A 24,000-nucleotide genomic window follows, 5' to 3' on the forward strand; every position below is an offset into this window, starting at 1 on the left:
GCTTAGCAATTGGTTTGAACGGCAGCAAGCGGGGTTCCCACAGACTTGCTGCCATTTCATTACTTCATTCGCCCATCGCGATCAGGCTGGCATTGCCACCAGCCGCGGCGGTGTTTACCGAGATCACCTGTTCCAGCGCAAAACGCTGCAGATAGGCCGGACCGCCAGCCTTGAAGCCGGTGCCGGAAAGGCTAGAGCCACCAAACGGCTGGGTGCCGACAACGGCGCCGATCATGTTGCGGTTGACATAGATATTGCCGGTATCGAGCGCATCGGTGACGGTGCGGATCGTGGATTCGATACGGCTGTGGATGCCGAGCGTCAGGCCGTAGCCGGAAGCCTGGATCTCCTGCAACACTTTCGGCAGTTCCTTCGCCTTCCACCTGACGATGTGCAGAACCGGACCGAAGACCTCCTTGGTCAGCGCGGCAGCCTTGTCGAGCTCGACGATATGCGGCGCAAAGAAGCTGCCGCCGGCAGGCGCCTTGCCGGCAAAACGCACCTTCTGCGTCTTCTGCATGTCGGCGATATGGGCCTCCAGCATAGCCTTCTGCTTGTCGTCGATGATCGGGCCGACATCGGTGGTTTCGAGTGCGGGGTCACCGAGCTGCAGTTCGCGCGCCGCGCCTTCGATCATCTTCGTCATGTGCTCGGCCACATCCTCCTGCAGGAAGAGCAGGCGCAGTGCCGAGCAGCGCTGACCGGCAGAACGGAAGGCCGAGAGGACCACGTCGTCAGCCACCTGCTCACCGAGAGCCGTCGCATCGACCACCATGGCATTGAGCCCACCGGTTTCGGCAATCAGCGGCACGATCGGCCCATCCTTGGCGGCGAGCGCACGGTTGATCGCCCAGGCCGTCTTCGTCGACCCGGTGAAAGCCACACCGGCAAGGGCTGCATGTGCCGTGATCGCAGCACCGACATCGGGACCGCCGGGCACGAAAAGCAGCGCATCTTCCGGCACGCCGGCTTTGTGGAACAGCTTGACCGCCTCATAGGCAATGAGAGGGGTCTGCGGCGCCGGCTTTGCGAGCACGGCATTGCCGGACACGAGGGCTGCCGAAACCTGCCCGAGGAAGATCGCCAGAGGGAAGTTCCAGGGCGAGATGCAGGCAAAGACGCCACGCCCGCGCCAGAGGTAGCGATTGTCCTCACCGGTCGGCCCCGGCATCTTCGTGACAGTGCCAAACAGCCGGCGTGCCTCATCGGCATAGTAGCGGCAGAAATCCACGGCTTCGCGTACTTCGGCCACACCGTCATCGAGCGTCTTGCCGGCCTCAGCTGCCAGAAGCACCAGCAGCCTGTCGCGGTTTTCCTCCATGAGGTCGGCCATGCGCTCCAGCGCCGATGCACGTTCCTCGACGGAGCGCCGCGACCATGTCTTGAAGCCCTTGGCCGCAATCGCAAAAGCCTTGTCGATATCGGCCGCGGTGGCATTGCGCACCGAACCGACGGTCTTCGAATGATTGGAGGGCGAAACCACGGAAACGTCGGAACCGCTGGCAGCGACGCCGGGGATCAGCGGTGTGGCGGAAATGGCAGCAATGCCCTTGCCGATATTGCCCATCAGCCTCTCGAGCGTCGCGCGATGGCCGAATTCCAGCCCGGCGCTGTTCTTGCGCTTGCCATAGAGCTGCAATGGCAAAGGAATCTTGCTGTTGCGCGCGCTGGCCCCGACATCGAATTCGAGCTTGTCGACCGGACGCTCCAGCAGTGCCTTGATCGGCACGTTCTTGTCGCCGGCCATGGCGACGAAGGAAGAGTTGGCGCCATTTTCGAGCAGACGTCGGACGAGATAGGCGAGCAGGTCGCGATAACCGCCGACCGGCGCATAGATGCGGCAGGCGATGCGGTCGTTGGTATCAAGCAGATGATTGTAGAGGCTCTCGCCCATGCCATGCAGGCGCTGGAACTCGAAGCCGGAGCGATCATTGCCCGCAAGCTCGAGAATGGTGGAAACCGTCAACGCGTTGTGCGTGGCAAATTGCGGAAAGATGCGCGCCCGTTTGGCAAGCATGTGCTGCGCACAGGCAAGGTAGGAAAGGTCCGTCGCCTGCTTGCGTGTCCAGACCGGATAATCATCAAGCCCGCGCTCCTGGGCGCGCTTCACCTCGGTATCCCAGTAGGCGCCCTTGACGAGACGCACCATCATGCGGCGCCCGAGCTTTGCGCAGAGTTCGTCGATATAGTCGATCACGGCAACTGCACGCTTCTGATAGGCTTGGATAGCCAAGCCGAAACCATCCCAGCCGGCGAGCGACGGATCGGAAAAGACGGCGGCGATCACGTCCAGCGAAAGCTCCAGCCGGTCGGCCTCTTCGGCATCAATGGTGAAATTGAGCTGATGCGCCTTCGCCATCTGCGCGAGCTTCAGGAGATCCGGCACCAGCTCCTTCATCACCCGGTCGCGATGCGTGGCGAGATAACGCGGATGCAGCGCCGAAAGCTTGACGGAAATACCCATGCGGTCGGGCAGATCCTTGCCCTTGCCGTTCTTCGCCATCCAGCCGCCGATCGCCTCGATCGCCATCGCGTAGGATTGCCAGTAACGCTTGGCGTCTTCGGCGGTGCGGGCACCCTCGCCAAGCATGTCGAAGGAATGGCGATAGCCCTTTTCCTCACTCTTGGCAGCGCGGTTCAGCGCGTCCTTGATCGTCTCGCCGAGCACGAAATGATGACCGAGGAAACGCATGGCCTGCTTGGTGGCGTTGCGTACGGTCGGCAGGCCCATGCGTTTGACGAGACCCCGCACCACACCTTCAGGCGTCTCGCCGGGCCTGATGATGCGGGCCGAAAGGCCAAGTGCCCAGGCCGAAGCGGAAACGAACCAGCTGTCGGCCTTGCCCTCATGCTCGCTCCAGCCGCCTTCCTTCAGCTTGTCCTCGATCAGCTTGTCCTGCGTCAGCGCATCGGGTACGCGCAGCAGCGCTTCGGCAAGCACCATCAATGCCAGGCCCTCCTTGGTGGAAAGCCCGTATTCCCTGAGGAAGTCCTCAACGCCGCCGATCGATCCCGAATTGCTGCGGATCGCCTCGATCATGCCGCCGGCGCGCTTGTCGATCGCCCCGTCCTGGGAGGCCGAAAAGCGCAGGCCTTCAGCAAAACCATGCAGCAGGCGGTCATCGTCACCGGCAAATGGAGCGTTGAACAGGGCAAAAGGCGTGGAAATCTGGGTCGGCATGTAGTGTTCTCCGTGATTTCGGCAACATAGCTGTTCATTCGTGGTGTTTTTCACTAAACTGAGGCCGACCAACACGATCTTCGCCTACCGACCGCCTGAAAGGCCGCGAAAAATGAAAGAACTCGACCGTCTTGACCGCAAGATTCTCCGCGCACTGCAGAAGGAAGGGCGGCTTTCCAACATAGAGCTCGCTGAACGCGTCAACCTGTCTCCCACGGCCACTGCCGAGCGCGTCAAGCGACTGAGCCGGGACGGTTATATCACGGGCTATATGGCAATCCTTTCACCGGAGAAACTCGGCCGCAGCCTCCTCGTCTTCGTACAGGTTAAACTTGACCGCACCACGCCTGATGTTTTCGACGCATTTGCTGCGGCAGTAAAACGCAGCGACGACGTGATGGAATGTCATATGGTCGCGGGAGGCTTCGACTATCTTGTAAAGGCGCGCATGGCGGGGATGGATGCTTATCGCCAATTCCTCTCGGAAGTGATTCTTTCCCTCCCCGGCGTACGCGAGACACACACCTATGCGGTCATGGAGGAAGTGAAAGGGACGGCGCTTCTACCCGTATAGGCGGTAAATCAACTTAGGCGCGTTTTTCACTGGTTAATTTATCAGAAAATGAATTAATCAGTGTGTGCTAAGTCAATTAGGGCTAGCATGCCCGCGTATTTACGTATTTGATAGCGGTAACATGGGGACCTGCGGGGGCACATAATGTCTTACATGACTACCTCTGAAAGGCAGTCATTACTATCGAGCGAATTCGCAGTGGCCCGCACGCGCGGCCTGTTCGGGCAAGCGCTTGGAAGGGTGGCAGCCGCATTCGGTTTTGAGCATATCACTCTGCTGAACGCTCCGGCGAAAGAAGATTTGCTGCTCAAACCGCTGATCATCGAGAGCTCGCTCCCGGTTTCCTACATCAGGGATTTCGATCGTGGACATATGCTGCGGGCATGTCCCTTCGCCGCGCGCATGAGAGAATCGGCGGTGCCGCAGGTCTGGCATCTCAACGATCCCGCCCATGCCCAGTCTTTCCCAGCCGGCATCAGGAATTTGATGCTGCAGCATGGCATGACCGCCGGTATCGCGATGCCCGTCAACTCCGGGGATGGACAGCGCCTCGTCTTCTGGTTCGGTGGCGAACGCGCATCCCTCGGACAGAGCGAGATCAATGAACTCGCGATGATTATTCTCTACGCCCTCGACACCTACAATACGGTCAAGCGCAATGAGGAGAGCTCCCACAACGCGCTCTCGGCACGCGAGCTCGAGGTCGTGCGATGGACCGCGCAAGGCAAGACCTCGATCGAGATCGGCCAGATCCTGGCGCTATCGGATCACACGGTAAATGCCTATATGACCAACGCAATTAAAAAACTCGATTGCGTCAACCGCACTCAGTTGGTAGCAAAAGCCATCCGATTGAAGCTGATCAACTGAGGAATCAGAAGAGAATCAGCGCGTCATCCCAATCAGGGGGAAACCGTGCCTCTTCGTTTCGAACAGCCGGCCGTCGAACATCGGCTGCAATCGCGTGCCCACATTGGTGTGACAGATGCCGAAGCGCTCACCATGTTCGCGGCCTACCGCCTCTTCGGCTTCTGGCGGATGAACATCGAGACCGGACATTTCTTCGCCAGCGAAGACGTACATGAGATTTTCGATCTTCCCTACAGCGAAGGTCCGGTCAACCTGACCGAACTCATGTCGCGCATCCATCCGGAAGACCGGCTGCTGATCGCCGAAACCTTCGAGCAGGCGAGCCTTCACCGTGCCGGCTTCCACTATGTCTATCGCGTCGACAACGGGCTCGGCGGCTACAAGATGGTGCGCTCCGTCGGGCAGTTCCGCGACGATGCCAGCGGAGGCGGCATCGTCGGCATCACCTATGAATTCGTCGAGAAGCTGCACATCCTCGGCTTCGAAGACAACGGCGATCCTGCTTAGCGGCTAAGAAGCCAGGGCATCTGCCGTGCGTCCGAATGGACGTTCCGCGCTCTAGCGGTCCAATACCGAGCGAATTTCAACGAGATTCGAACGCACCCTCAATATGTAGAAGCCCATCGTGGCGAGGTGGCTCGGCATGATCCAGCCGTCTTCACGTCCGTTGGAAATGATCGCCGGCTGGATGCGAAGTGCTGCCTGGAACTGGCGTGTCGTACCCGACCAGATGGCGCCGAGATTTCGCTCCGACACAACCTGAGAGAAGTCTGCCTGTGCGGCCGACAAAATCGCGTAATAAGCGTAGAGTTGACCATATGCGAACCAGAATCGGTCGTCAGCACGCGTGTCGAACCAGCCGCGATCATGATTTTCCGAGCGTTCGGCCAGCATGTCGGATGTGCTGCCGAGATCGTTGGCAATACGGTCGATGAACTGGATGAGGTTGTCGGCGCGACCGTCGAAAACGGCATTGCAGCCAGCCAGATCCGTATTGAACTTCCTCAGGCTATCGATCGCCGTGCGATAATAGGCCGGCGTCGGTGTCTTCGGTCCGAACGGGTTCAGGCCGAAATACCAGCTATACTCATCGAACTGCAGATTGCCCCGCGCATTCTGCAGATCGCTATTTATGCCGGACGTACCGCGCACGCGCCCCAGCGTATCCACCAGTTCCACGGACGTACGGCGAACGGCCTGATTGATGCCGCGCTGGAAGGATGCCTTGTTGTCGAGGAAGGGCGTGTGATCCCAATCGATGCCGAAGAAGCCCATCTTGTAGAGCACCATCGACGAGATCCAGGCATTCTGGTTGACGTTGAAATCCGTCAGATCGGCCGCGACATCAACGATTGCCGAGCGCTGGCAGCTCTTGGCAGCAGTCCCGTCCGCCGTCGGAATTTCCTGCCCCGCCGGCACCTTTCTATCCGAAAGTCGATACTGGTCGACAAAGTTCGTGTTGAAATTCGACCAGACCTGCGTCTGCCAGATGAAATAGCCATAGAGGACGACGAGAAGCGCGAGAAAGCCGATTATCGGCAGCCGGATCGCCCAGGTCCGCCGCGCATACCATCCGTGCGCGGCCAGGAAGGGCCAGAAGGCCCAGGCGGCAAAAAGGCGAACCCAGCGGCCGATCGTCTGGCCGATCAGTCTGAAAAAACCGGCAATCCGGTCGAACATCGTCGTCTCCTGTCAGGCGGCGAAATGAGGGTATCCCTCCCCACCACATATGCGCTCGATCGCTCAAGTACAACAACAGACAAGGATATTTCGGCCGATGGTACGCGATCTGTCAGGGACGGCAGACTGCCCTCGCCGTCCTGTCAGGAACGCAGCGAACGCAAGAAACCGAGGCCGAATACGGGAGATTTTCGCACCACGTCGATCAACGGTGCATCCGAGGGCTCATCGGCATAGGCCGGAAATTTGCGGGCAAAGTCCTGGTCTGCGCGGCTCTTTCGCTGAACCAGATCCTGAGGCACCAGCATGCCCTTTTCGAAAAGCGCTATGGATGCGGCGATATTTGGGAAAAGCTCCGGCTTGATCCTTACTTTCATGCCCGGACGGTCGGTGTCGACCTGTGCCTGGTAGATGACGAGCCGCTCCTCGGTATCGACCGATAGCTTGCGGATGAGCGCATTGCAGCCGGCGATACGGCCGTTCAACCTGTCGACGAAGGTCTGGAACATGCCGATGAAGCGTTCGCGCCGCTGGCTTTCGTCGCGCATCGCATGTTCCTCGACGGAAATGCGCTCTGCCTCCGCTTTCAGCGCGAGGCGCTCCGCCTCCATCTGCTCCCAATGCGCCTTGTTGCCGTAGACGCCGATGCGACCCTGTGCGTTCAATGCCTTGGCGTTGAGCTCCTTCATCCGCATTCGCGCAATGTCAATCTCGTCGACGAGTCGTCGCCGGTGCTCGACAATGTCGACGAGGCTCAGTTCGGCGCTCTTGTGACGCTCGACAAGCGATTGCCTCTGGTCCTTGAGCAGCGTTGCCAACAGATCGGATTTCGCCAGGAGATCGAGCAGTTGTTCCACGACCGGTGCCTCGCGCACCCGCGCGCTGTGCATGCGCCACATGCGCTGTCGCGAAAACCAGCCGGCCATCTTTTCGCGCCGCGTCAATCCGCGAAAACTGTCGAGGTCCGCCGAAACCTTGGCAGTGAACTGGTCGAGCGAGAAGACGAGTTCCGCAAGCAGCACATCAAGCGTGGAACTATCGGTCAAGAAGGCCTGAAATCGCGCATTCTGCTCCAGGAAAAGCTCATCGGACGAGCGCTGCCCGTCACCATCGAAGCCGGCGATGCAAGCGGCACAATAGTCCGCCTCCCCGCCCATGGCCTCGGCAAGGTCGCGGGCGGCATCATACTGGCTGTCGAAGGGCGGGCTCTTGCGCACCGGGCACTCCAGGGAATCTGCAGATTGCAGATTAGTCATTTGCATCGCCGAAGAAAACAGGCCTTTGCCGGCTCAGACCGGCTCGGCAATCCATTCGCCGTTCATCGCGTCATCCCAATGGCGGCGACACAGCGAAACATATTTCTCGTTCCCCCCGACATCGATCTGTGCGCCTTCGTGCAGCACCTTGCCCTCCGCATCGAGCCGCACCACCATGGTGGCCTTGCGCCCGCAATGGCAAATGGTCCGCACCTCCCGCATCTCGTCGGCGATTGCCAGGAGTTCCTGAGAGGCCGGGAAGAGCTTGCCCTGGAAATCCGTTCTCAGGCCGTAGACCATGACGGGTATGCCAAGCCTGTCGACCACGCGGGCAAGCTGCCAGATGTGATCGCGGGTCATGAAATGTGCCTCGTCGACGAAGACGCAGGAGATCGCCTGCCCTTTACTGCTGAGTTTGCGCACCAGCGCATAGAGATCGCTGTCGCCTTCGAAGGGGATTGCCTCTGCCTCGAGCCCGATGCGCGAACCGATGACACCCCGCCCGACCCGATCGTCGAAGGCCGCGATCAGGAGAACCGTGCGCATGCCGCGTTCGTGGTAATTGTAGGAGGCCTGCAGCAGCATGGTCGACTTGCCGGCATTCATCGTCGAGTAGTTGAAATAGAGCTTTGCCATCGAATTCTCCTTATCTGGCTTCTTGGAAGCTGGAGAACGCAAAGAAAAGCCCCAAGAAATCGATAATCACAGGAAATCCAGGCGGCGAAATCCCCAAAAGCCTTGAAATTCAAGCTTTCTCAAAAAACGCCGGAGCGTCGCAATCATATAGTCCGGAACGCCGCAAACGCGCCGAGATCGCTTGTAAAACTGGTCTATTGATGGTTGGCTTGGGAACGTAAGACTGGGAGTCTAAAATGAAAACAACAAGCGCATTCAAACTCGTCACCGCAACTGCAGTCGCCGCGCTCTCTGTCGCGACCGCTGCTTTCTCCGCAGATCCTGAAAGCTGCTCCACTGTCCATCTCTCGGACATCGGCTGGACGGACGTCACCTCGACCACTGCGACCGCTTCCCTGCTTCTGAAGAAGCTCGGTTATGAGGCCGATATCAAGGTTCTCTCCCTGCCGGTCACCTATACCTCGATGAAGAACAAGGACATCGACGTCTTCCTCGGCAACTGGATGCAGTCCCAGAAGGCCGATATCCAGCCTTATCTGGACGACAAGTCGGTCGAATCCTACGGTCCGAACCTTGTCGGCGCCAAATATACGCTGGCGACCAATGCCAAGGGCGCCGAGCTCGGCATCAAGGACTTCAAGGATATCGCGGCTCACAAGGACGATCTCGACGGCAAGATCTACGGCATCGAGCCCGGCAACGACGGCAACCGGCATGTCATCGACATGATCGACAAGGACACCTTCGGCATGAAGGCCATGGAGCTCGTCGAATCCTCCGAGCAGGGCATGCTGGCTCAGGTCGCCCGCGCCGAGAAGGAAGGCAAGCCGATCGTCTTCCTCGGCTGGGAACCGCATCCGATGAACACCAACTTCAAGATGACCTATCTGTCGGGTGGCGACGACACGTTCGGACCGAATTTCGGCGGCGCCGAAGTCTATACCAACGTGCGTGCCGGCTATCTCGGCGAGTGCCCGAACGTCGGGACGCTGGTCAAGAATCTCAAGTTCTCCCTGAAGATGGAGAACGAGATCATGAACAAGATCCTGAATGAGGGCGAAGATCCGGAAAAGGCAGCGGGCGAATGGCTGAAGGCCAATCCGTCCGCGGTCGAGCCCTGGCTCGCCGGCGTCAAGACGCGCGATGGCAGCAGCGACGGCCTCGCAGCCGTCAAGTCCGGCCTCGGCCTCTGATGAAATGAACGGGGCGGGTCTGCCGCCCCGTTTTCGTTTTCATCCCGATCTTCGTTCTCAAAAGACAGGCGCGCCTCGTGAATTGGATCACCGACGCTAAAATTCCCATTGGCCCCTGGGCTAAGTCCTTTGTCGATTGGCTGACATCGAACGGCGAATGGTTTTTCAACCAACTCTCCGCCCTGTTGTCGCACGTCATTAATGCTTTGCTTTTCGTGCTGCAGACGCCCAATCCGCTGATTGCGGTCCTTGCCATCAGTCTCCTCGCCTGGTGGCTGCGCCGGTCGATTACAGTAGCGGTCTTCACCTGTCTTGGGCTGCTGCTCATCATGAATCAGGGCTACTGGAAGGAGACGACGGAAACGCTGGCGCTCGTGCTCGCCGCAACTTTCGTCAGCATGGTGATCGGCATTCCGCTCGGCATTGCGGCTGCCCGCCGCGCCTGGATCTATGCCGCCATGCGGCCCGTCCTGGACCTCATGCAGACCATTCCGACTTTCGTCTATCTGATTCCAGCGCTTATCCTTTTCGGCCTCGGCATGGTGCCGGGCCTGATCGCAACCGTCATCTTCGCCATCCCCGCTCCCATCCGCCTCACCCGCCTCGGCATCATCTCGACGCCGCCCTCCCTCGTCGAAGCAGCCGTCGCCTTCGGCGCAACGCCGATGCAGGTTCTGCGCAAGGTAGAGCTGCCCTTCGCGACGCCGCAGATCATGGCCGGACTGACACAGACCATCATGCTCTCCCTCTCGATGGTCGTCATCGCCGCCCTCGTCGGCGCTCCCGGTCTCGGCGTACCGGTGGTACGTGCCCTGAACACCGTCAACATTGCCAAGGGTTTTGAGGCAGGCTTCTGCATCGTTATTCTGGCGATCATTCTGGACCGCATGTTCCGCACCGCAGGCGAAGGAGACGGCGCATGACCGCGGTCAGTTTCAATGACGTCAGCATCATCTTCGGCGACCGGCCGGAAATTGGGCTCGCGATGGTCGACCAAGGTCGCTCACGCGACGAGATCAGCGCCGAGACTGGCCTCGTTCTCGGCGTCGCCAACGCCTCGCTGACGATCCAGGAAGGCGAAATCCTCGTGCTGATGGGCCTTTCAGGCTCCGGCAAGTCCACGCTCTTGCGTGCCGTCAACGGGCTCGCGCCCGTCGTGCGCGGCGACGTCGCCGTCTCGGCGGCAACGGGACCGGTAAACCCCTACAGATGCAATGCCAAGGCGCTGCGCGACCTGCGCACGCATACGGTTTCCATGGTGTTCCAGCAGTTCGCCCTTCTTCCCTGGCGCACCGTCGCGGAGAATGTCGGCTTCGGCCTCGAGCTCTCGGGCGTACGGGAAGCCGAACGCAAGAGCCGTGTCGGCGAGCAACTCGAACTCGTCAACCTGACGAAATGGGCGGACCGCAAGGTCAACGAACTCTCCGGCGGCATGCAGCAGCGCGTCGGCCTTGCCCGCGCATTTGCCACCGGCGCCCCGATCCTTCTGATGGACGAGCCTTTCTCGGCACTTGACCCGCTGATCCGCACGCGACTGCAGGACGAATTGTTGGAATTCCAGCGGCGACTGAAGAAGACCATTCTCTTTGTCAGCCATGATCTCGACGAGGCCTTCCGCATCGGCAACCGCATCGCCATCATGGAGGGCGGAAGGATCATCCAGTGCGGAACGCCACAGGAGATCGTCAAGAACCCGGCCGATCAATATGTCGCCGATTTCGTGCAGAACATGAACCCGATCAATATGCTGATGGCCTCTGACATCATGCAGCCCGGGCTTGGCGATGCGGCAATCGGCATGTCGGTCAGCGCCACCGCGCGCCCCACGACGCCGCTCGTCGATGTCCTCGATGCCCTCGCCCGGCAGCCCGGCAGTATCGGTGTCGTCGACAACGGCCAGATCGTTGGCACGATCTCGGCGCAGGATGTCGTCACCGGCCTCACCCGGCACAGGCGCAAGGCCTGAAGCAGGTTCGCGATACGGCACCGAAAACAAAGCACTGAAGCGCGGCGAGCAAATCTCGGAGATCGAGCCACGCTTTAGACTTGATCCTTCCACTCCGCTTTGCGACAACGCGGATATGAAAGAGCCATCCTCAACGCTTCGCGAAACCGACGACGAGGCCCGTAAGCTGGCGCGCACCCTCTTGCGCTCTGCCCGCTATGCGGCCCTCGCCGTTCTCGATCCTGAAACCGGCTTTCCCTTCGCAAGCCGGGTTCTCCTCGGCACCGACATAGACGGCGTTCCGGTCATTCTCGTTTCCGCGCTCTCGACCCACACGAAAGCACTTGCCGCCGATACCAGAGCCTCGCTGCTGACCGGCGAGCCCGGCAAGGGCGATCCGCTTGCCCATGCGCGGTTGACGACCCAGTGCCGTGCGGAACGGGTGGAGCGGGATACGCTCCTTCATGCGCGCATTCGCACCCGCTTTCTCGCACGTCACCCAAAGGCGAACCTCTATATCGACTTCCCGGATTTCTGCTTCTTCCGCCTTGTCCCGCAATCGGCGAGCCTCAATGGCGGCTTCGGTCGTGCATACATTTTGGACGGAAGTGATCTCGTGATTCCCTCCGCGGCAAATGATGACATCGCGGAAAAAGCTGACGCCGCAGTGCAAGATTTAATAGCGCGCCATCCGGACCTGATGTCAGCGCTGGCATTGAGGCTAAAGGCCCCGGAGGCCGGTCTCTGGCGCATAAGCGGTGTCGATTCCGCCGGTTTTGATATGATTTCAGGTGACTTATTGTTGCGTTGCGAGTTCGATATACCCGCTGAGGATTTGGATCACATTTGTTCAAACATATCTAAAATAGCATACCTGATACCTTAAATTTAGGTATATACAATCTTCAAACCCAATTGCTAGTTTTCGCCGTCAGTCAAAGAACCGTCTGACGGCCTGTGCCTGTACGGATGATGTACGTTTCGCATTAGGAAGAAGAAAATATGGAAACCTCTGATTTGGCCGAGCACACCAATGTGGCGGCAGCTTTATTATCGGCCATGGCCAACCCCAAGCGTTTGCTGATCCTCACCAGCCTGGTAAAGGGAGAAGTGCCTGTCGGCGTTCTCGCTACCCAGGTTGGCCTGAGCCAGTCGGCCCTCTCCCAGCATCTGTCGAAATTGCGCGCTCAGAAGCTGGTCAAGACCCGTCGTGATGCACAGACGATCTACTATTCCAGCAATTCCGAGCCGGTCATGAAGATCCTTGCAACACTCGAGGATATCTACGTGGCTCAGAACCGGAGCAGGTCTGCAGCCTGATGTTAGCGCTGACATGATGTCAGTCTGAGCAACGTTCCAGGAGATGTTTCCGCGGACGCTGCTTATGCTATTTTTCAGCACGTGAAGCCTTAGAGGCCGGCAATTCGCAAGAATTGCCGGCCTTGTTTGGTTGGAGAAGCGGGCTTAGCTGCCCACCACTCCGTTCTTGCTGCGCGTCAGCACGACAAGCGACGGACGGGCCGGTACGCCCGGCTTGAAGTCCGGCCAGCTGGTGCCGGCATCTTCCATCGAAGTCGCATCCTCGTTGTCGGCCATGCGCAATTCGCCCGGATGCTGGACCGAGAGGAAGACGCTGGAACCATCAGAGGTGAAGGTCGGAGAACAGGTCTCCGAACCGACGGGCGCGATATAGATGAGCTTCGGCAGCGCGCGGCCCGGACCTTCTGTATCCATCACATAGACGGAATCGGCGATGCCTTCCGGCGGCGGACCGTCGGTCGTCACCCAAAGACGGCCTGCCGGATCGACGGCAAGATTATCAGGATCAGTAAACCATCCGGCCGAAGTGGTCGCCGGATGGAACATCGCCTGGTCTTCGGGCTTTGCCGGATCCCCGCAAAGGACGAAGACGTCCCATTTGAAGCTCTCGGCTGCGTAATCAGGCTTGTCCGGACCGCCGGGGGTTACCAGTTCCAGCAGATGCCCATGCGGATTGGGGCCACGCGGATTGGCAACGTTGACCTGTTCCTTCTCGTCGTCACCCTGGCCTTTCGGCAGGCGGTCCTCATTCTCGGTCATGGCAACATAGAGCTTGCCGGTGCCGAGATGCGGGATGAAACCTTCCGGGCCGTCCATCGGTGTCGCACTGACGAGATCGGCCGCAGCGCGCGTTGCGAGGACCACATCGGCCTGCGTCTTGAAACCGGCTTCCGCCGTTAGCGGGCCTTCGCCGGCAACGAGCGGGATCCAGCGCATCGTGCCGTCGCTCTCGAACTTGGCGACCGACAGCGTGCCGTGGTCGAGCAGGTCCTTGTTGGCGGCACGATCGTCAGGGTTCCACGGATCGCGGGTGACGAAGCGATAGATATATTCGAAATCGTCATCATCGCCCATGAAGACCACGACGCGGCCATCCGGCGCCACGCAACACTGTGCGCCTTCATGTGTCATGCGGCCGAGCGATGTACGCTTGACCGGCTTTGCCGAGGGATCGAAGGGATCGATTTCGACGACCCAGTCGAAACGCATCCATTCGTTCGGCTCTTCCTCGAACTTGAAGCGCGGTTCGACGCGGCTGACGGAATAGATGTCGTTCTCGTCCTCGTCCCAGCCCTGTCGCTCGACCAGTTCCTGGTTCGGGAGCTTTTTATAGTCGCCGGCAAAGACGTCCATTGCGCCTTCTTCACCTGAGAGCATCGTGCCCCAGGGCGTGATGCCGCCATTGCAGTTCGAGATCGTGCCGAAGACGACCGTGCCGGTCGGATCGGCCTTGGTCTTGAGGCGGTCATCACCGGCAGCCGGGCCGGAAATGCCGATTTCCGTGCTCATGTGGATGCGGCGATTATATTTGCCGTCCTTGACCACCTGCCACTGATTGCCGTCCTTGCGCACCTCAAAGACGGAGACGCCGACAGCGGCCATGACCGCACGGATCTGGTCCTCGGTCAGCTTCTCGCGATAATTCTCCGCCGTCAGGCCCGGGAACATCAGGAAGGGCGTCGCATATTCGTGGCTGACGACCATCAGGCCGTGGTCCGAGCTCTTCTCGCCCCAGGGCAATGGCAGGAACTGCGTGAAGTCGTTATTGTAGCCGAACTGGCGTTCGGCGGCCTTGCCGTTGAGCTTGGCCACGTCGAATTCCGGGCTGTCGGCAAAGAGCGCGTCGCCCCAGCGCACCAGGATCTGGCGCTCATAGCCTTCAGGCCAGTGGTCGGCGGTGTCGCGCACGCGCTTCAGTTCTGGGAAAGTGAGCGTCGACTCGGCGGCTTCTGCCTTGGTAGCTTCGAAAGCCGGCGCAAAAGCAGCCGCGCCCATGGCTGCGATGAAGCCTTTCAGAATGGTACGGCGACGAACGCCTTCTTCGAGAATGGTGCCGTAGCTCGGCGCAAATGCACGCCGCGGATTGGGGCGCGGCCTGGTTTTCTGGCGGTCCGTCATGACTACCTCCGGTAAAAACGGTTGAATTTCAAGGAAATGAATGAAATGCCCTTGGCCATTGCGGCCATCGATTTCTGTAGCAATGCCCAGCGAAGGATTGATGACGCCTCAAGCGTCTCGGGAACGGCATTTGGCGGCGCTTCTTCGGCTTGACGCCTTGCCCGGCGCTGATAATTTGACCGGGCAGTAAAAATAAACGGCGCCAAGCCTAAAACGGGAACGGCCTCCCCAACGGCCAGGAGAACAGCATGTCCAACCGCCTGAATGCAACGCCAAACGACCTTCGCGCCTTTTGGATGCCCTTTACCGCGAACCGCCAGTTCAAGAAGGAACCGCGCCTTTTCGTGAGCGCGAAGGATATGTACTACCAGACCCATGACGGCCGTCAGGTGCTGGACGGTACGGCTGGCCTCTGGTGCGTGAATGCCGGACACTGCCGCCCGAAGATCACCGAAGCGATCCGCGAGCAGGCGGGCGAACTCGATTACGCCCCCGCTTTCCAGCTCGGTCACCCCAAGGCCTTTGAACTCGCCAACCGCTTGGTCGACATCGCCCCCGAGGGATTGGATCACGTCCTCTACACCAATTCCGGTTCTGAATCGGTGGAAACGGCGCTCAAGGTGGCGCTTGCCTATCACCGCGTGAAGGGCAATGGCTCACGCTTCCGCCTGATCGGCCGCGAGCGCGGCTATCACGGCGTCAATTTCGGCGGTATCTCCGTCGGCGGCATCGTCACCAACCGCAAGATGTTCGGCACGCTTTTGACCGGCGTCGACCACATGCCGCACACCCACCTGCCCGGCAAGAACAACTTCACCCGCGGCGAGCCTGAAATTGGCGGCGATCTCGCCACCGAACTCGAGCGCATCGTCACCCTGCATGACGCCTCGACGGTCGCCGCCGTCATCGTCGAGCCGGTCGCCGGCTCTACCGGCGTGCTCATTCCGCCGAAGGGTTACCTGCAGAAACTGCGCGAAATCTGCACTAAGCACGGCATCCTGCTGATCTTCGACGAAGTCATCACCGGCTTCGGCCGCCTCGGTGCTCCCTTCGCTGCCCAGTATTACGACGTGAAGCCCGACATGATCACCGCCGCCAAGGGCCTGACCAACGGCGTCATCCCGATGGGCGCCGTCTTCGTGACCTCGGAAATCCACGATGCCTTCATGAATGGCCCCGAGCACATGATCGAGTTCTTCCACGGTTATACCTATTCGGGTAACCCGATCGCTTCGGCCGCAGCCCTTGCAACGCTCGACACCTACAAGGAAGAAGGCCTGCTGACACGCGCAGCCGAGCTCGCCGACTATTGGGCCGATGCGCTGCATTCGCTGAAGGATTGCCCCAACGTCATCGACATCAGAAATACGGGTCTCATCGGCGCCATCGAGCTCGACCCGATTGCCGGCGAGCCAACCAAGCGCGCCTTCACGGCCTTCCTCAAGGCCTATGAAAGCGGTCTGCTGATCCGCACGACAGGCGACATTATCGCGCTCTCGCCGCCGCTGATCATCGAGAAGAAGCACATCGACGAGCTCTTCGGCAAACTGCGCACGATCCTGCAGAACAACATCTGAGCGCAATCATCCCGGATGAATTCAAGGGCGAGGCTCCGGCCTCGCCCTTTCTTTTTGATGTCGGCGACCTCGATCGCGTAATCGGTCTCCGGTGTGACGGATTTCCTGCAGACAGGGCAAATCACCCCAATGGAGATCCCATGCAAAGACTCGTCTTCCTTCTCTCCCTCGCCCTGCTGCTGGCACCTGCAGCACACGCCGGAACCGGTTTTCGTGAAATCACCCTGGCCGGCAAGAATAGCGATAGCCCTGTTCATGTCAGCATCTGGTATCCAACCGCATCCGACGCCGCGCCGGTTCTTCTCGGCGAAACCCCGGCCTTTATCGGTCAGCCCGTGATCCGGGATGCCGCACCCATGACCGGCCCGCATCCGCTGGTCGTCCTCTCCCATGGTTACGGCGGCAGCTGGCGCAACCTCGCCTGGCTTGCCGCCGACCTCGTTGACGCAGGCTATGTCGTTGCCGCGCCCGATCATCCGGGTACGACGACATTCGACATGCGAAAACCCGACGCCGTCGAACTGTGGAAACGCCCCGGCGACCTCAGCCGCGTGATCGATGCTCTGCTCGGCAATCCCGATCTGACGGGCGGCGTGGCATCCGGTCGGATTGCCGCCATCGGCCATTCACTCGGCGGCTGGACGGTCGTCGAACTGGCGGGCGGACGCTTCGATGCGGCCAGGGTAACGAGGAATTGCGCGGCTGAATTCAGCCCGATCTATTGCAAGATATTCGTGGCGCTGGGCATCGGGCGCGATGCCGCCTCCAGTGCGGCACTGGCCGCCGATCACAGCGATGCGAGAATCCGCGCCGTCGTGGCACTCGACCTCGGCCCCGGCCGCGGGCTGATGCCGGAGAGCCTTGCGGCAATCCACATCCCCGTCATGGTGCTGGGTGCTCAGGCGGACGTCGATGCGGAGACGGCAATCAAGGCGGACATCGCAGCCACGAACAAGGATTCCGGCTATATTGCCCGCTATCTGCCGCCAGCAACCACTACCTACAGCCTGATCCCCGGATCGCTGCATTTCAGCTTCATGCAGACATGCAAACCTGGCGCCGCCGAACTGATCGAGGAGGAGGCGCCCGGCGAGAGCATCGTCTGCCGGGATGGTGCCGGCGCCGATCGCGCTGCCATTCACCGGCAGGTTTCCGGCATGGTTACGGATTTCCTGAGAACCGCGCTCGCCGATCAGTAGACAAGGCCCCTCATCCTCGCGCCTCAGAGAGCCGTGAATGACGAAGACGCAGGCCGCGGATCAGATCCGCGGGCCTGCGTCTCGAAACGGATACGTTCAGGAGACGGAGGCGACCGAAAGGCAGAGGGCAAACTTTTTGACGAGCCGGCGATCGAAATGCCCTTCGTTGGCCAGCATCCAGGTCAGCGCCTCTTTCGCGCTCCACGCTGACTTGTAGGGGCGTGCCGAAGTGACCGCGTCATAGACATCGCAAATCGCCGCAAGGCGTGCGTGAAGGCTGATTTCGCCATGGGACAGCTTGCGCGGATAACCCTTGCCGTCGATCCGTTCATGATGATTGAGGCAGACGTCGAGAACAATTTCCGACATGCCCTCCTGACGCGCCAGGATCGCATGCCCCTTTTCCGGATGATCGCGGATCAGTTGCATCTCGTCTTCGTTCAGGCGCCCCTCCTTGTTGAGCACTTCGAGCGGAATTTCGAGCTTGCCGACATCGTGCAACAGCCCCGCCGTGCCGAGCGCCTGCACCACTTCCTCATCTAGCCCGAGGTGGCGGCTGAAAAGGATCATCAGGGCACTGACCGAAAGGGAATGCAGAAAGGTGACTTCATCCTTGGATTTCAGCCGGGTAACGCTGATGAAGACGGCAGGATGGTCATCCATCGATTTGGAAACAGAGGAAATTACCGGCTCGACCTGGTCGACGGAGATCGCATCTCCGCCCCGCAGCCGGCCGAAGACATTTTCCAGCACTTCCACGGATTTCTGAATGGTCTCGCGCGCCGCCTTGATGTCGATCTCGATCTTGCGGGAGGTACCTCCGACATCGATGCCCTTGGTGGTGTTGATCACGACACCTGCATCCGCACATTCATTGAGCTTCAGCGTATCGCTCTCACGCCGCAGTAAGAACCGTCGCCGGGATAGAAGAGGATGGTCCCAGACACCCTCGACCATCTCGATAAACATTCCGGTCCGCACTTGCCTAGCTTCAATACGCTTGAGCATTCAGATATCTGTTCCCGCTATATGTCTGAATCGACAAATCGAATATTTTATTGCACCGCAACAATATACTAGGGAATAGTAGTTATACTCGGATTCTCAGAATCAATTGTTAACTCGCTAAAACAGCAAAGCAAAAACAGTGATCAGCGGCGCCATTGCCAGATATGGGCTTATCCTCAGCCGCCGATATGCTCCGTTGAGGACAGCTTCGCCCTACAAGTCCGCACGACTGAACGTATCGGGCCGGAAGAACCCAACTCTGACAATTGCGGATTGAGATTGCCCTGACAGGGGTGCCGTGATCTGCCGATCAGCCGGGCAGGACAGACCGAAAATTGCGGGAAATGGACTGAAAAATCAAAAAATCGGGCGCAATCTTTTCAGATTTGGCGAAATCGGCCCCGATCTTGTTATCATCTTGCGGAATCTCACCGAAATTTCTAGAAATCTTGCCATGCGCCGGGCGAGCCAAATATGGCCGCGGGGCTCATTGATCGTGCAGCTTTTCCTTGTCCTTGGCACGCTCCTAACGGGATCGCTGACAAAAGAATGGCCTGCGCGACAAGCAACCGGTGGTCGAAGACGACCCTACCCAAGGAGACAGAACATGACCCTGAAGACTCTGACGGCGACGCTGGTCGCCTCGCTGGCATTTGCCCCGCTCGCGCATGCGGATATCGTCATCGGCCTCATCGCGCCGCTGACCGGTCCGGTGGCAGCCTATGGCGACCAGGTAAAGAACGGCGCGCAGACCGCCGTCGATGAAATCAACAAGAGCGGCGGCATTCTCGGCGAGAAGGTCGTGCTCGAACTCGCTGACGATGCCGGTGAGCCGAAGCAGGGCGTTTCTGCTGCGAACAAGGTTGTCGGCGAAGGCATCCGCTTCGTCGTCGGCCCGGTCACCTCGGGAGTTGCCATCCCGGTTTCTGACGTTCTGGCCGAAAACGGCGTGCTGATGGTCACCCCGACCGCCACGGCGCCTGACCTCACCAAGCGCGGCCTGACCAATGTTCTGCGCACCTGCGGCCGGGACGACCAGCAGGCCGAAGTCGCCGCCAAATACGTTCTCGAACATTTCAAGGACAAGCGCGTCGCCATCATCAACGACAAGGGCGCTTACGGTAAGGGTCTCGCCGACGCCTTCAAGGCAACGCTGAACGCTGGTGGCATCACCGAAGTCATCAACGACTCCATCACGCCCGGCGACAAGGACTTCTCCGCGCTGACCACCCGCGTCAAGGCTGAGAAGGTCGATCTCATCTATTTCGGCGGCTACCACCCGGAAGGTGGCTTGCTTGCCCGTCAGCTGCATGACCTTTCGGTCAATGCCCAGATCATCGGCGGCGACGGCCTTTCCAACACGGAATTCTGGACGATCGGCACCGATGCGGCAGCTGGCACGCTGTTCACCAATGCCTCCGACGCCACCAAGAGCCCGGACTCCAAGGCTGCGGCCGATGCGCTCGCCGCCAAGAAGATCCCGGCCGAAGCCTTCACACTCAACGCCTATGCTGCCGTTGAAGTCCTGAAGGCCGGTATCGAGAAGGCCGGCAGCGCCGAAGATGCAGAAGCCGTTGCTACTGCCTTGAAGGGCGGCGAGCAGATCCCGACGGCGATTGGCAAGCTCACCTATGGCGAGACCGGCGACCTTTCCTCGCAGAGCTTCTCGCTCTACAAGTGGGAAGGCGGCAAGATCGTTGCTGCCGAGTAATCGGAACGAATGGAACATGCGACCGGGCGCCAATGGCGCCCGGTTTCGTTTGCGGGCATCGAATCCACAAGCAGATGCGCTATAACTCGCGGAATCGATTGCATCGCGAGGGTAGTCATGACCGCCAAACTCGAACGTCTTATTGATCAGGGTGTGGGTCGGGTGCCGGCCGACATCGTGCTGAAAGGCGGACGCTTCTTCGATCTAGTAACCGGCGAACTCGTCCAGTCGGACATTGCCATCGGCGGCGACCGCATCGTCGGCACCTGTGGCAACTACAGCGGCCAAACCGAGATCGACATTTCCGGCAAGATCATCGTTCCCGGCTTCATCGATACGCATCTGCATATCGAATCCTCTCTCGTCACGCCGCACGAATTCGACCGCTGCGTCCTGCCCTATGGCGTCACGACCGTGATCTGCGACCCCCACGAGATCGCCAATGTGCTCGGCAAGGAAGGCATCGAATTCTTCCTCGCTTCGGCGCTGGAAACGATCATGGATATCCGCGTCCAGCTGTCCTCCTGCGTGCCGGCTACCCATCTGGAGACATCAGGCGCCGACCTGCCGGTCGAAAGCCTCCTGCCCTACCGCGACCATCCCAAGGTCATCGGGCTTGCCGAATTCATGAATTTCCCGGGCGTGATCCATAAGGATCCCGTCTGCATGGCGAAGCTCGATGCTTTCCAGGGCGGGCATATCGACGGCCATGCGCCACTGCTCTCAGGCAATGATCTGAACGGTTATCTCTCGACAGGCATCCGCACCGAGCACGAATGCACGAGCGCGGCCGAAGCCCTGGAGAAAATCCGCAAGGGCATGCACATCCTCGTCCGCGAAGGCTCCGTCTCGAAGGATCTTCACGCCCTGATGCCCATCATCACCGAGCGCCTCTCGCCCTACCTTGCGCTCTGCACCGATGACCGCAATCCGCTCGATATCGCCGAGCAGGGCCATCTCGACTACATGATCCGCACGGCGATCACCCATGGTGTCGAGCCGCTCGCTGTCTACCGCGCCGCCTCGATCTCGGCTGCCCGCGCCTTCGGCCTGCGCGACCGTGGCCTCGTCGCGCCCGGCTGGAGAGCCGATCTCGTCGTCATCGACAGCCTGGAGAATTGTCGGGCGGAAATGGTCTTCTCGGCCGGCCGTCACGTCACCGATACGCTTTTTGCCACCCGCAAGTCCGTGTCGCCCGTTGGCCTCGACAGCGTCAAGGCTCGCCCCGTCAATGCAGCCCATTTCGGCGTGCCTGTTTCGGAGGGAGAAACGCCCGTCATCGGCGTCATGCCCGGCAAGATCATCACCGAGCATCGCCGCTACCGCCTGCCGGCCAGAGGCAATCAGACGACCGTCGATCTCGGCAACGACATCATCAAGGTCGCCGTCATCGAGCGTCACGGCAAAAACGGTAATCACGCCAACGGCTTCGTTCAGGGATTCGGATTGAAGAAGGGCGCCATCGCCTCGACGGTCGGCCATGACAGCCACAATATTTGCGTCGTCGGCGTCAACGAGGACGACATGGCGCTTGCGGCCAATCGTCTGGGCGAGATCAAGGGTGGCTTCGTCGTCGTCGAAGACGGCAAGGTCACGGGTGAGATTGCGCTCCCCGTCGCCGGCCTGATGAGCCTGGACCCCTATGAAACCGTGCGCGACACGCTGCATGATCTGCGCAAGGCAGCCTATGCCCTGGGCACGACCCTGGAGGAACCCTTCCTGCAGGTCGCCTTTCTGCCCCTGCCCGTGATCCCGCATCTGAAGATCTCGGACAAGGGGATGGTGGACGTCGATCGCTTCGCGCTGATCAGCTGATACGAGCGCAGAAGGCGTCAAGCGCCTTGAGCTGCACTGTCTTGGCGCTGGCGGTGGCTTTGAACCCGGGCATGGGCAATGGAGCGCCCAGCACCGTGCCGGCAGGAAGCTGAAACTCCGCGGCCTCACGCGTCAGGTTGAAGACGAAGAGCAGTTTCTCGTCTCCCTTCTCCCTGATGAAGGCGAGCAGGTCCTGATTGCTGCCAACGAATTCCATGCTGCCGTCGATCAGCACCGGATAGCTCTTCCGGAATTCGAGCGTACGCCGGTAATGATGCAGCACGGAGCTGTCATCGTTTTCCTGGGTGTCCACGGAAAGCGCCGCCTGTTCATAGGGCACCGGCAGCCAGCTCTTCTCGGCGCTGGTAAAACCGGCATGCGCTTTGCCGGCTTCCCATGGCATCGGCGTACGGCATCCGTCACGGCCCTTGAAAGCCGGCCAGAAGCGAATGCCATAGGGGTCGCGCAGGTCTTCGAAGGCAAGCTCTGCCTCCGGCAGCCCTAGCTCCTCGCCCTGATAGAGGCAGATCGAACCGCGAAGCGCTGCCAGCACCGAAATCGCCAGCTTGGCGATGACGGGCCGTTCCTCTTCCGTTAGCGCGAAGCGGCTGACATGGCGGTTGACGTCGTGATTGGAGAAAGCCCAGCAGACCCAACCATCTTTCACCATGCGCTGGAAGGTCTCGACGCAGCTTCGGACATGCGTGGCGGTAAATTCGGGGCCGAGCAGATCGAAAGTGTAGCACATATGCAGCTTGTCGCCGCCGGTCGTGTAGGCAGCAACGGTCTTCAATGAGCGTGCCCCATCGCCCACTTCACCTACCGTCGTGCGTCCCTCGTATTGATTGAGAAGGGCCCGGAAGCGTTTGAGGAATTCGAGGTTTTCCGGCTGCGTCTTATCGTAGAGGTGGTTCTGCATACCATAGGGATTGCTGTCGGGCGCATCGAGACCGGCCTGGTCCGGATCCGGAACATGCGGCGGATTGTCCCGGAGCAGCTTGTCGCAGAAATAATAGTTCACCGTGTCGAGGCGGAAACCGTCGACGCCGCGGTCGAGCCAGAACTTTACCGTCTTCAGCAGTGCGTCCTGAACCGGCTTGCTGTGGAAATTCAGGTCCGGCTGCGAGGTCAGGAAGTTGTGCTGGTAATATTGCCGGCGCACGCCATCCCATTCCCATCCCGGCCCGCCGAAGATCGACAGCCAGTTGTTCGGCGCCGTCCCGTCCGGCTTGGGATCGGCCCAGACATACCAGTCCGCCTTGTCATTCGTGCGGCTGGAGCGGCTTTCCACGAACCATGGATGCCGGTCGGACGTATGGGAAATCACCTGGTCGATGATGACTTTTATGCCGAGCCTGTGGGCTTCCGACATCATTGCGTCGAAATCGTCGAGCGTGCCGAAAATCGGATCGACATCGCAATAGTCGGAGACGTCATAGCCCATGTCGGCCATCGGCGACTTGAAGAAAGGGGAGAGCCAGATCGCATCGACGCCGAGGCTTGCGATATGGGAGAGGCGCCGGGTTATCCCCTTGAGATCGCCGAGCCCGTCACCATTCGTATCCTGAAACGAGCGCGGATAGACCTGATAGATCACCGCGCCGCGCCACCAATCCGCATTCCCGCCTGTCTGCAACGCCATGAGCCGCCGTCTCCTGCTTCATTTCGCCCGCAAGACTAATGGCGGCGAAGCAAAAAACAACAGCTCAATGGCCCATTCTCGAGCAAAGATCAGCTAGTCGCGATCGGACAAAAGGGAGACGCTTATAAGCTTGTCCACACCCGAATGCTACCCACTGGTTTAGGGGTTGCAACGCCAAACCTTTGCGTTAAGGTGCCGTTGACCTGCACGTAACAGGTCAAACCGGGAACAAATGACCAAAGAAAAGGCGAAAAGCCTAGAAAGGTGGACCCTCC

19 protein-coding genes are annotated in these 24,000 nt (G+C 59.9%); 12 read left to right on the forward strand and 7 right to left on the reverse strand.

All coding sequences use genetic code 11. The features are described 5' to 3' along the window. Positions 1 to 64 precede the first annotated feature (64 nt). A complete protein-coding gene (gene putA, locus AC1DF8_RS03755) occupies positions 65 to 3,181 on the reverse strand; it encodes a bifunctional proline dehydrogenase/L-glutamate gamma-semialdehyde dehydrogenase PutA (protein WP_477995005.1) in 3,117 nt (1,038 codons plus the stop codon). Between the two features lie 112 nt (positions 3,182 to 3,293). Between putA and AC1DF8_RS03760 the strand changes: the two genes are divergently transcribed. The 3 genes from AC1DF8_RS03760 to AC1DF8_RS03770 all read left to right on the forward strand — a co-directional run bounded on the left by AC1DF8_RS03760 (position 3,294) and on the right by AC1DF8_RS03770 (position 5,132). Beyond that, positions 3,294 to 3,755: an Lrp/AsnC ligand binding domain-containing protein gene (locus AC1DF8_RS03760; RefSeq protein WP_112543512.1), complete on the forward strand. Its 462-nt coding sequence runs from the start codon at positions 3,294 to 3,296 to the stop codon at positions 3,753 to 3,755. Positions 3,756 to 3,899: 144 nt separating this feature from the next. Beyond that, positions 3,900 to 4,625 (forward strand): helix-turn-helix transcriptional regulator, encoded by a 726-nt coding sequence (locus tag AC1DF8_RS03765; RefSeq protein WP_113210820.1) that lies wholly within the window; start codon positions 3,900 to 3,902, stop codon positions 4,623 to 4,625. Between the two features lie 45 nt (positions 4,626 to 4,670). Beyond that, positions 4,671 to 5,132, forward strand: coding sequence for a PAS domain-containing protein (locus AC1DF8_RS03770; protein WP_477995006.1), 462 nt, complete (start codon positions 4,671 to 4,673; stop codon positions 5,130 to 5,132). A 51-nt stretch (positions 5,133 to 5,183) separates the two neighbouring features. On the opposite strand, the gene AC1DF8_RS03775 is transcribed toward AC1DF8_RS03770, so the two are convergent. From AC1DF8_RS03775 to AC1DF8_RS03785, 3 genes are all read right to left on the reverse strand, one after another. Next, positions 5,184 to 6,305 (reverse strand): DUF2333 family protein, encoded by a 1,122-nt coding sequence (locus AC1DF8_RS03775; RefSeq protein ID WP_112972174.1) that lies wholly within the window; start codon positions 6,303 to 6,305, stop codon positions 5,184 to 5,186. Positions 6,306 to 6,448: 143 nt separating this feature from the next. Next, entirely contained in the window at positions 6,449 to 7,522 is a 1,074-nt protein-coding gene (locus AC1DF8_RS03780) for a hypothetical protein (RefSeq protein WP_113201903.1), read from the reverse strand. A 72-nt stretch (positions 7,523 to 7,594) separates the two neighbouring features. Next, the gene (locus AC1DF8_RS03785) at positions 7,595 to 8,197 is read right to left on the reverse strand and encodes a thymidine kinase (protein ID WP_477995007.1); all 603 of its coding nucleotides are present in this window, start codon (positions 8,195 to 8,197) and stop codon (positions 7,595 to 7,597) included. A gap of 236 nt (positions 8,198 to 8,433) precedes the next feature. Here AC1DF8_RS03785 and AC1DF8_RS03790 point away from each other — a divergent pair, with 236 nt between their 5' ends. The 5 genes from AC1DF8_RS03790 to AC1DF8_RS03810 all read left to right on the forward strand — a co-directional run bounded on the left by AC1DF8_RS03790 (position 8,434) and on the right by AC1DF8_RS03810 (position 12,655). Beyond that, entirely contained in the window at positions 8,434 to 9,390 is a 957-nt protein-coding gene (locus AC1DF8_RS03790; RefSeq protein WP_112543506.1) for a choline ABC transporter substrate-binding protein, read from the forward strand. A gap of 77 nt (positions 9,391 to 9,467) precedes the next feature. Then, positions 9,468 to 10,313 (forward strand): choline ABC transporter permease subunit, encoded by an 846-nt coding sequence (gene choW, locus AC1DF8_RS03795; protein ID WP_112543505.1) that lies wholly within the window; start codon positions 9,468 to 9,470, stop codon positions 10,311 to 10,313. After that, positions 10,310 to 11,356, forward strand: a complete 1,047-nt coding sequence (gene choV, locus AC1DF8_RS03800) for a choline ABC transporter ATP-binding protein (RefSeq protein WP_477995008.1) — start codon at positions 10,310 to 10,312, stop codon at positions 11,354 to 11,356. The genes choW and choV overlap by 4 nt, the downstream gene beginning before the upstream one ends. A gap of 115 nt (positions 11,357 to 11,471) precedes the next feature. Continuing rightward, entirely contained in the window at positions 11,472 to 12,221 is a 750-nt protein-coding gene (locus tag AC1DF8_RS03805) for a HugZ family pyridoxamine 5'-phosphate oxidase (RefSeq protein WP_477995067.1), read from the forward strand. Positions 12,222 to 12,337: 116 nt separating this feature from the next. After that, positions 12,338 to 12,655: an ArsR/SmtB family transcription factor gene (locus AC1DF8_RS03810; protein ID WP_007824533.1), complete on the forward strand. Its 318-nt coding sequence runs from the start codon at positions 12,338 to 12,340 to the stop codon at positions 12,653 to 12,655. A 144-nt stretch (positions 12,656 to 12,799) separates the two neighbouring features. Here AC1DF8_RS03810 and AC1DF8_RS03815 read toward each other — a convergent pair whose 3' ends face one another. Further along, a complete protein-coding gene (locus AC1DF8_RS03815) occupies positions 12,800 to 14,773 on the reverse strand; it encodes a PhoX family protein (protein ID WP_477995009.1) in 1,974 nt (657 codons plus the stop codon). 248 nt (positions 14,774 to 15,021) lie between these two features. Here AC1DF8_RS03815 and aptA point away from each other — a divergent pair, with 248 nt between their 5' ends. After that, entirely contained in the window at positions 15,022 to 16,350 is a 1,329-nt protein-coding gene (gene aptA / locus AC1DF8_RS03820; protein ID WP_112972169.1) for an omega-aminotransferase AptA, read from the forward strand. A 140-nt stretch (positions 16,351 to 16,490) separates the two neighbouring features. Next, positions 16,491 to 17,549 carry an alpha/beta hydrolase family protein gene (locus tag AC1DF8_RS03825; protein WP_477995010.1) on the forward strand — a complete coding sequence of 353 codons (1,059 nt, stop codon included), beginning with the start codon at positions 16,491 to 16,493 and terminating at the stop codon, positions 17,547 to 17,549. Positions 17,550 to 17,645: 96 nt separating this feature from the next. On the opposite strand, the gene AC1DF8_RS03830 is transcribed toward AC1DF8_RS03825, so the two are convergent. Beyond that, positions 17,646 to 18,557: an HD-GYP domain-containing protein gene (locus AC1DF8_RS03830; RefSeq protein WP_112543499.1), complete on the reverse strand. Its 912-nt coding sequence runs from the start codon at positions 18,555 to 18,557 to the stop codon at positions 17,646 to 17,648. A 607-nt stretch (positions 18,558 to 19,164) separates the two neighbouring features. Between AC1DF8_RS03830 and AC1DF8_RS03835 the strand changes: the two genes are divergently transcribed. Beyond that, entirely contained in the window at positions 19,165 to 20,268 is a 1,104-nt protein-coding gene (locus tag AC1DF8_RS03835; protein ID WP_112543498.1) for a branched-chain amino acid ABC transporter substrate-binding protein, read from the forward strand. Between the two features lie 117 nt (positions 20,269 to 20,385). After that, on the forward strand, positions 20,386 to 22,083 hold the full coding sequence (gene ade, locus AC1DF8_RS03840) for an adenine deaminase (RefSeq protein WP_477995011.1): 1,698 nt from the start codon (positions 20,386 to 20,388) through the stop codon (positions 22,081 to 22,083). Here the strand turns inward: ade and bglA are convergent. Continuing rightward, positions 22,076 to 23,725 carry a beta-galactosidase BglA gene (gene bglA / locus AC1DF8_RS03845; RefSeq protein ID WP_477995012.1) on the reverse strand — a complete coding sequence of 550 codons (1,650 nt, stop codon included), beginning with the start codon at positions 23,723 to 23,725 and terminating at the stop codon, positions 22,076 to 22,078. The two genes, ade and bglA, sit on opposite strands and share 8 nt — an antisense overlap. Between the last annotated feature and the right edge of the window lie 275 nt (positions 23,726 to 24,000).

Source organism: Rhizobium sp. 05N49 (assembly GCF_056396805.1).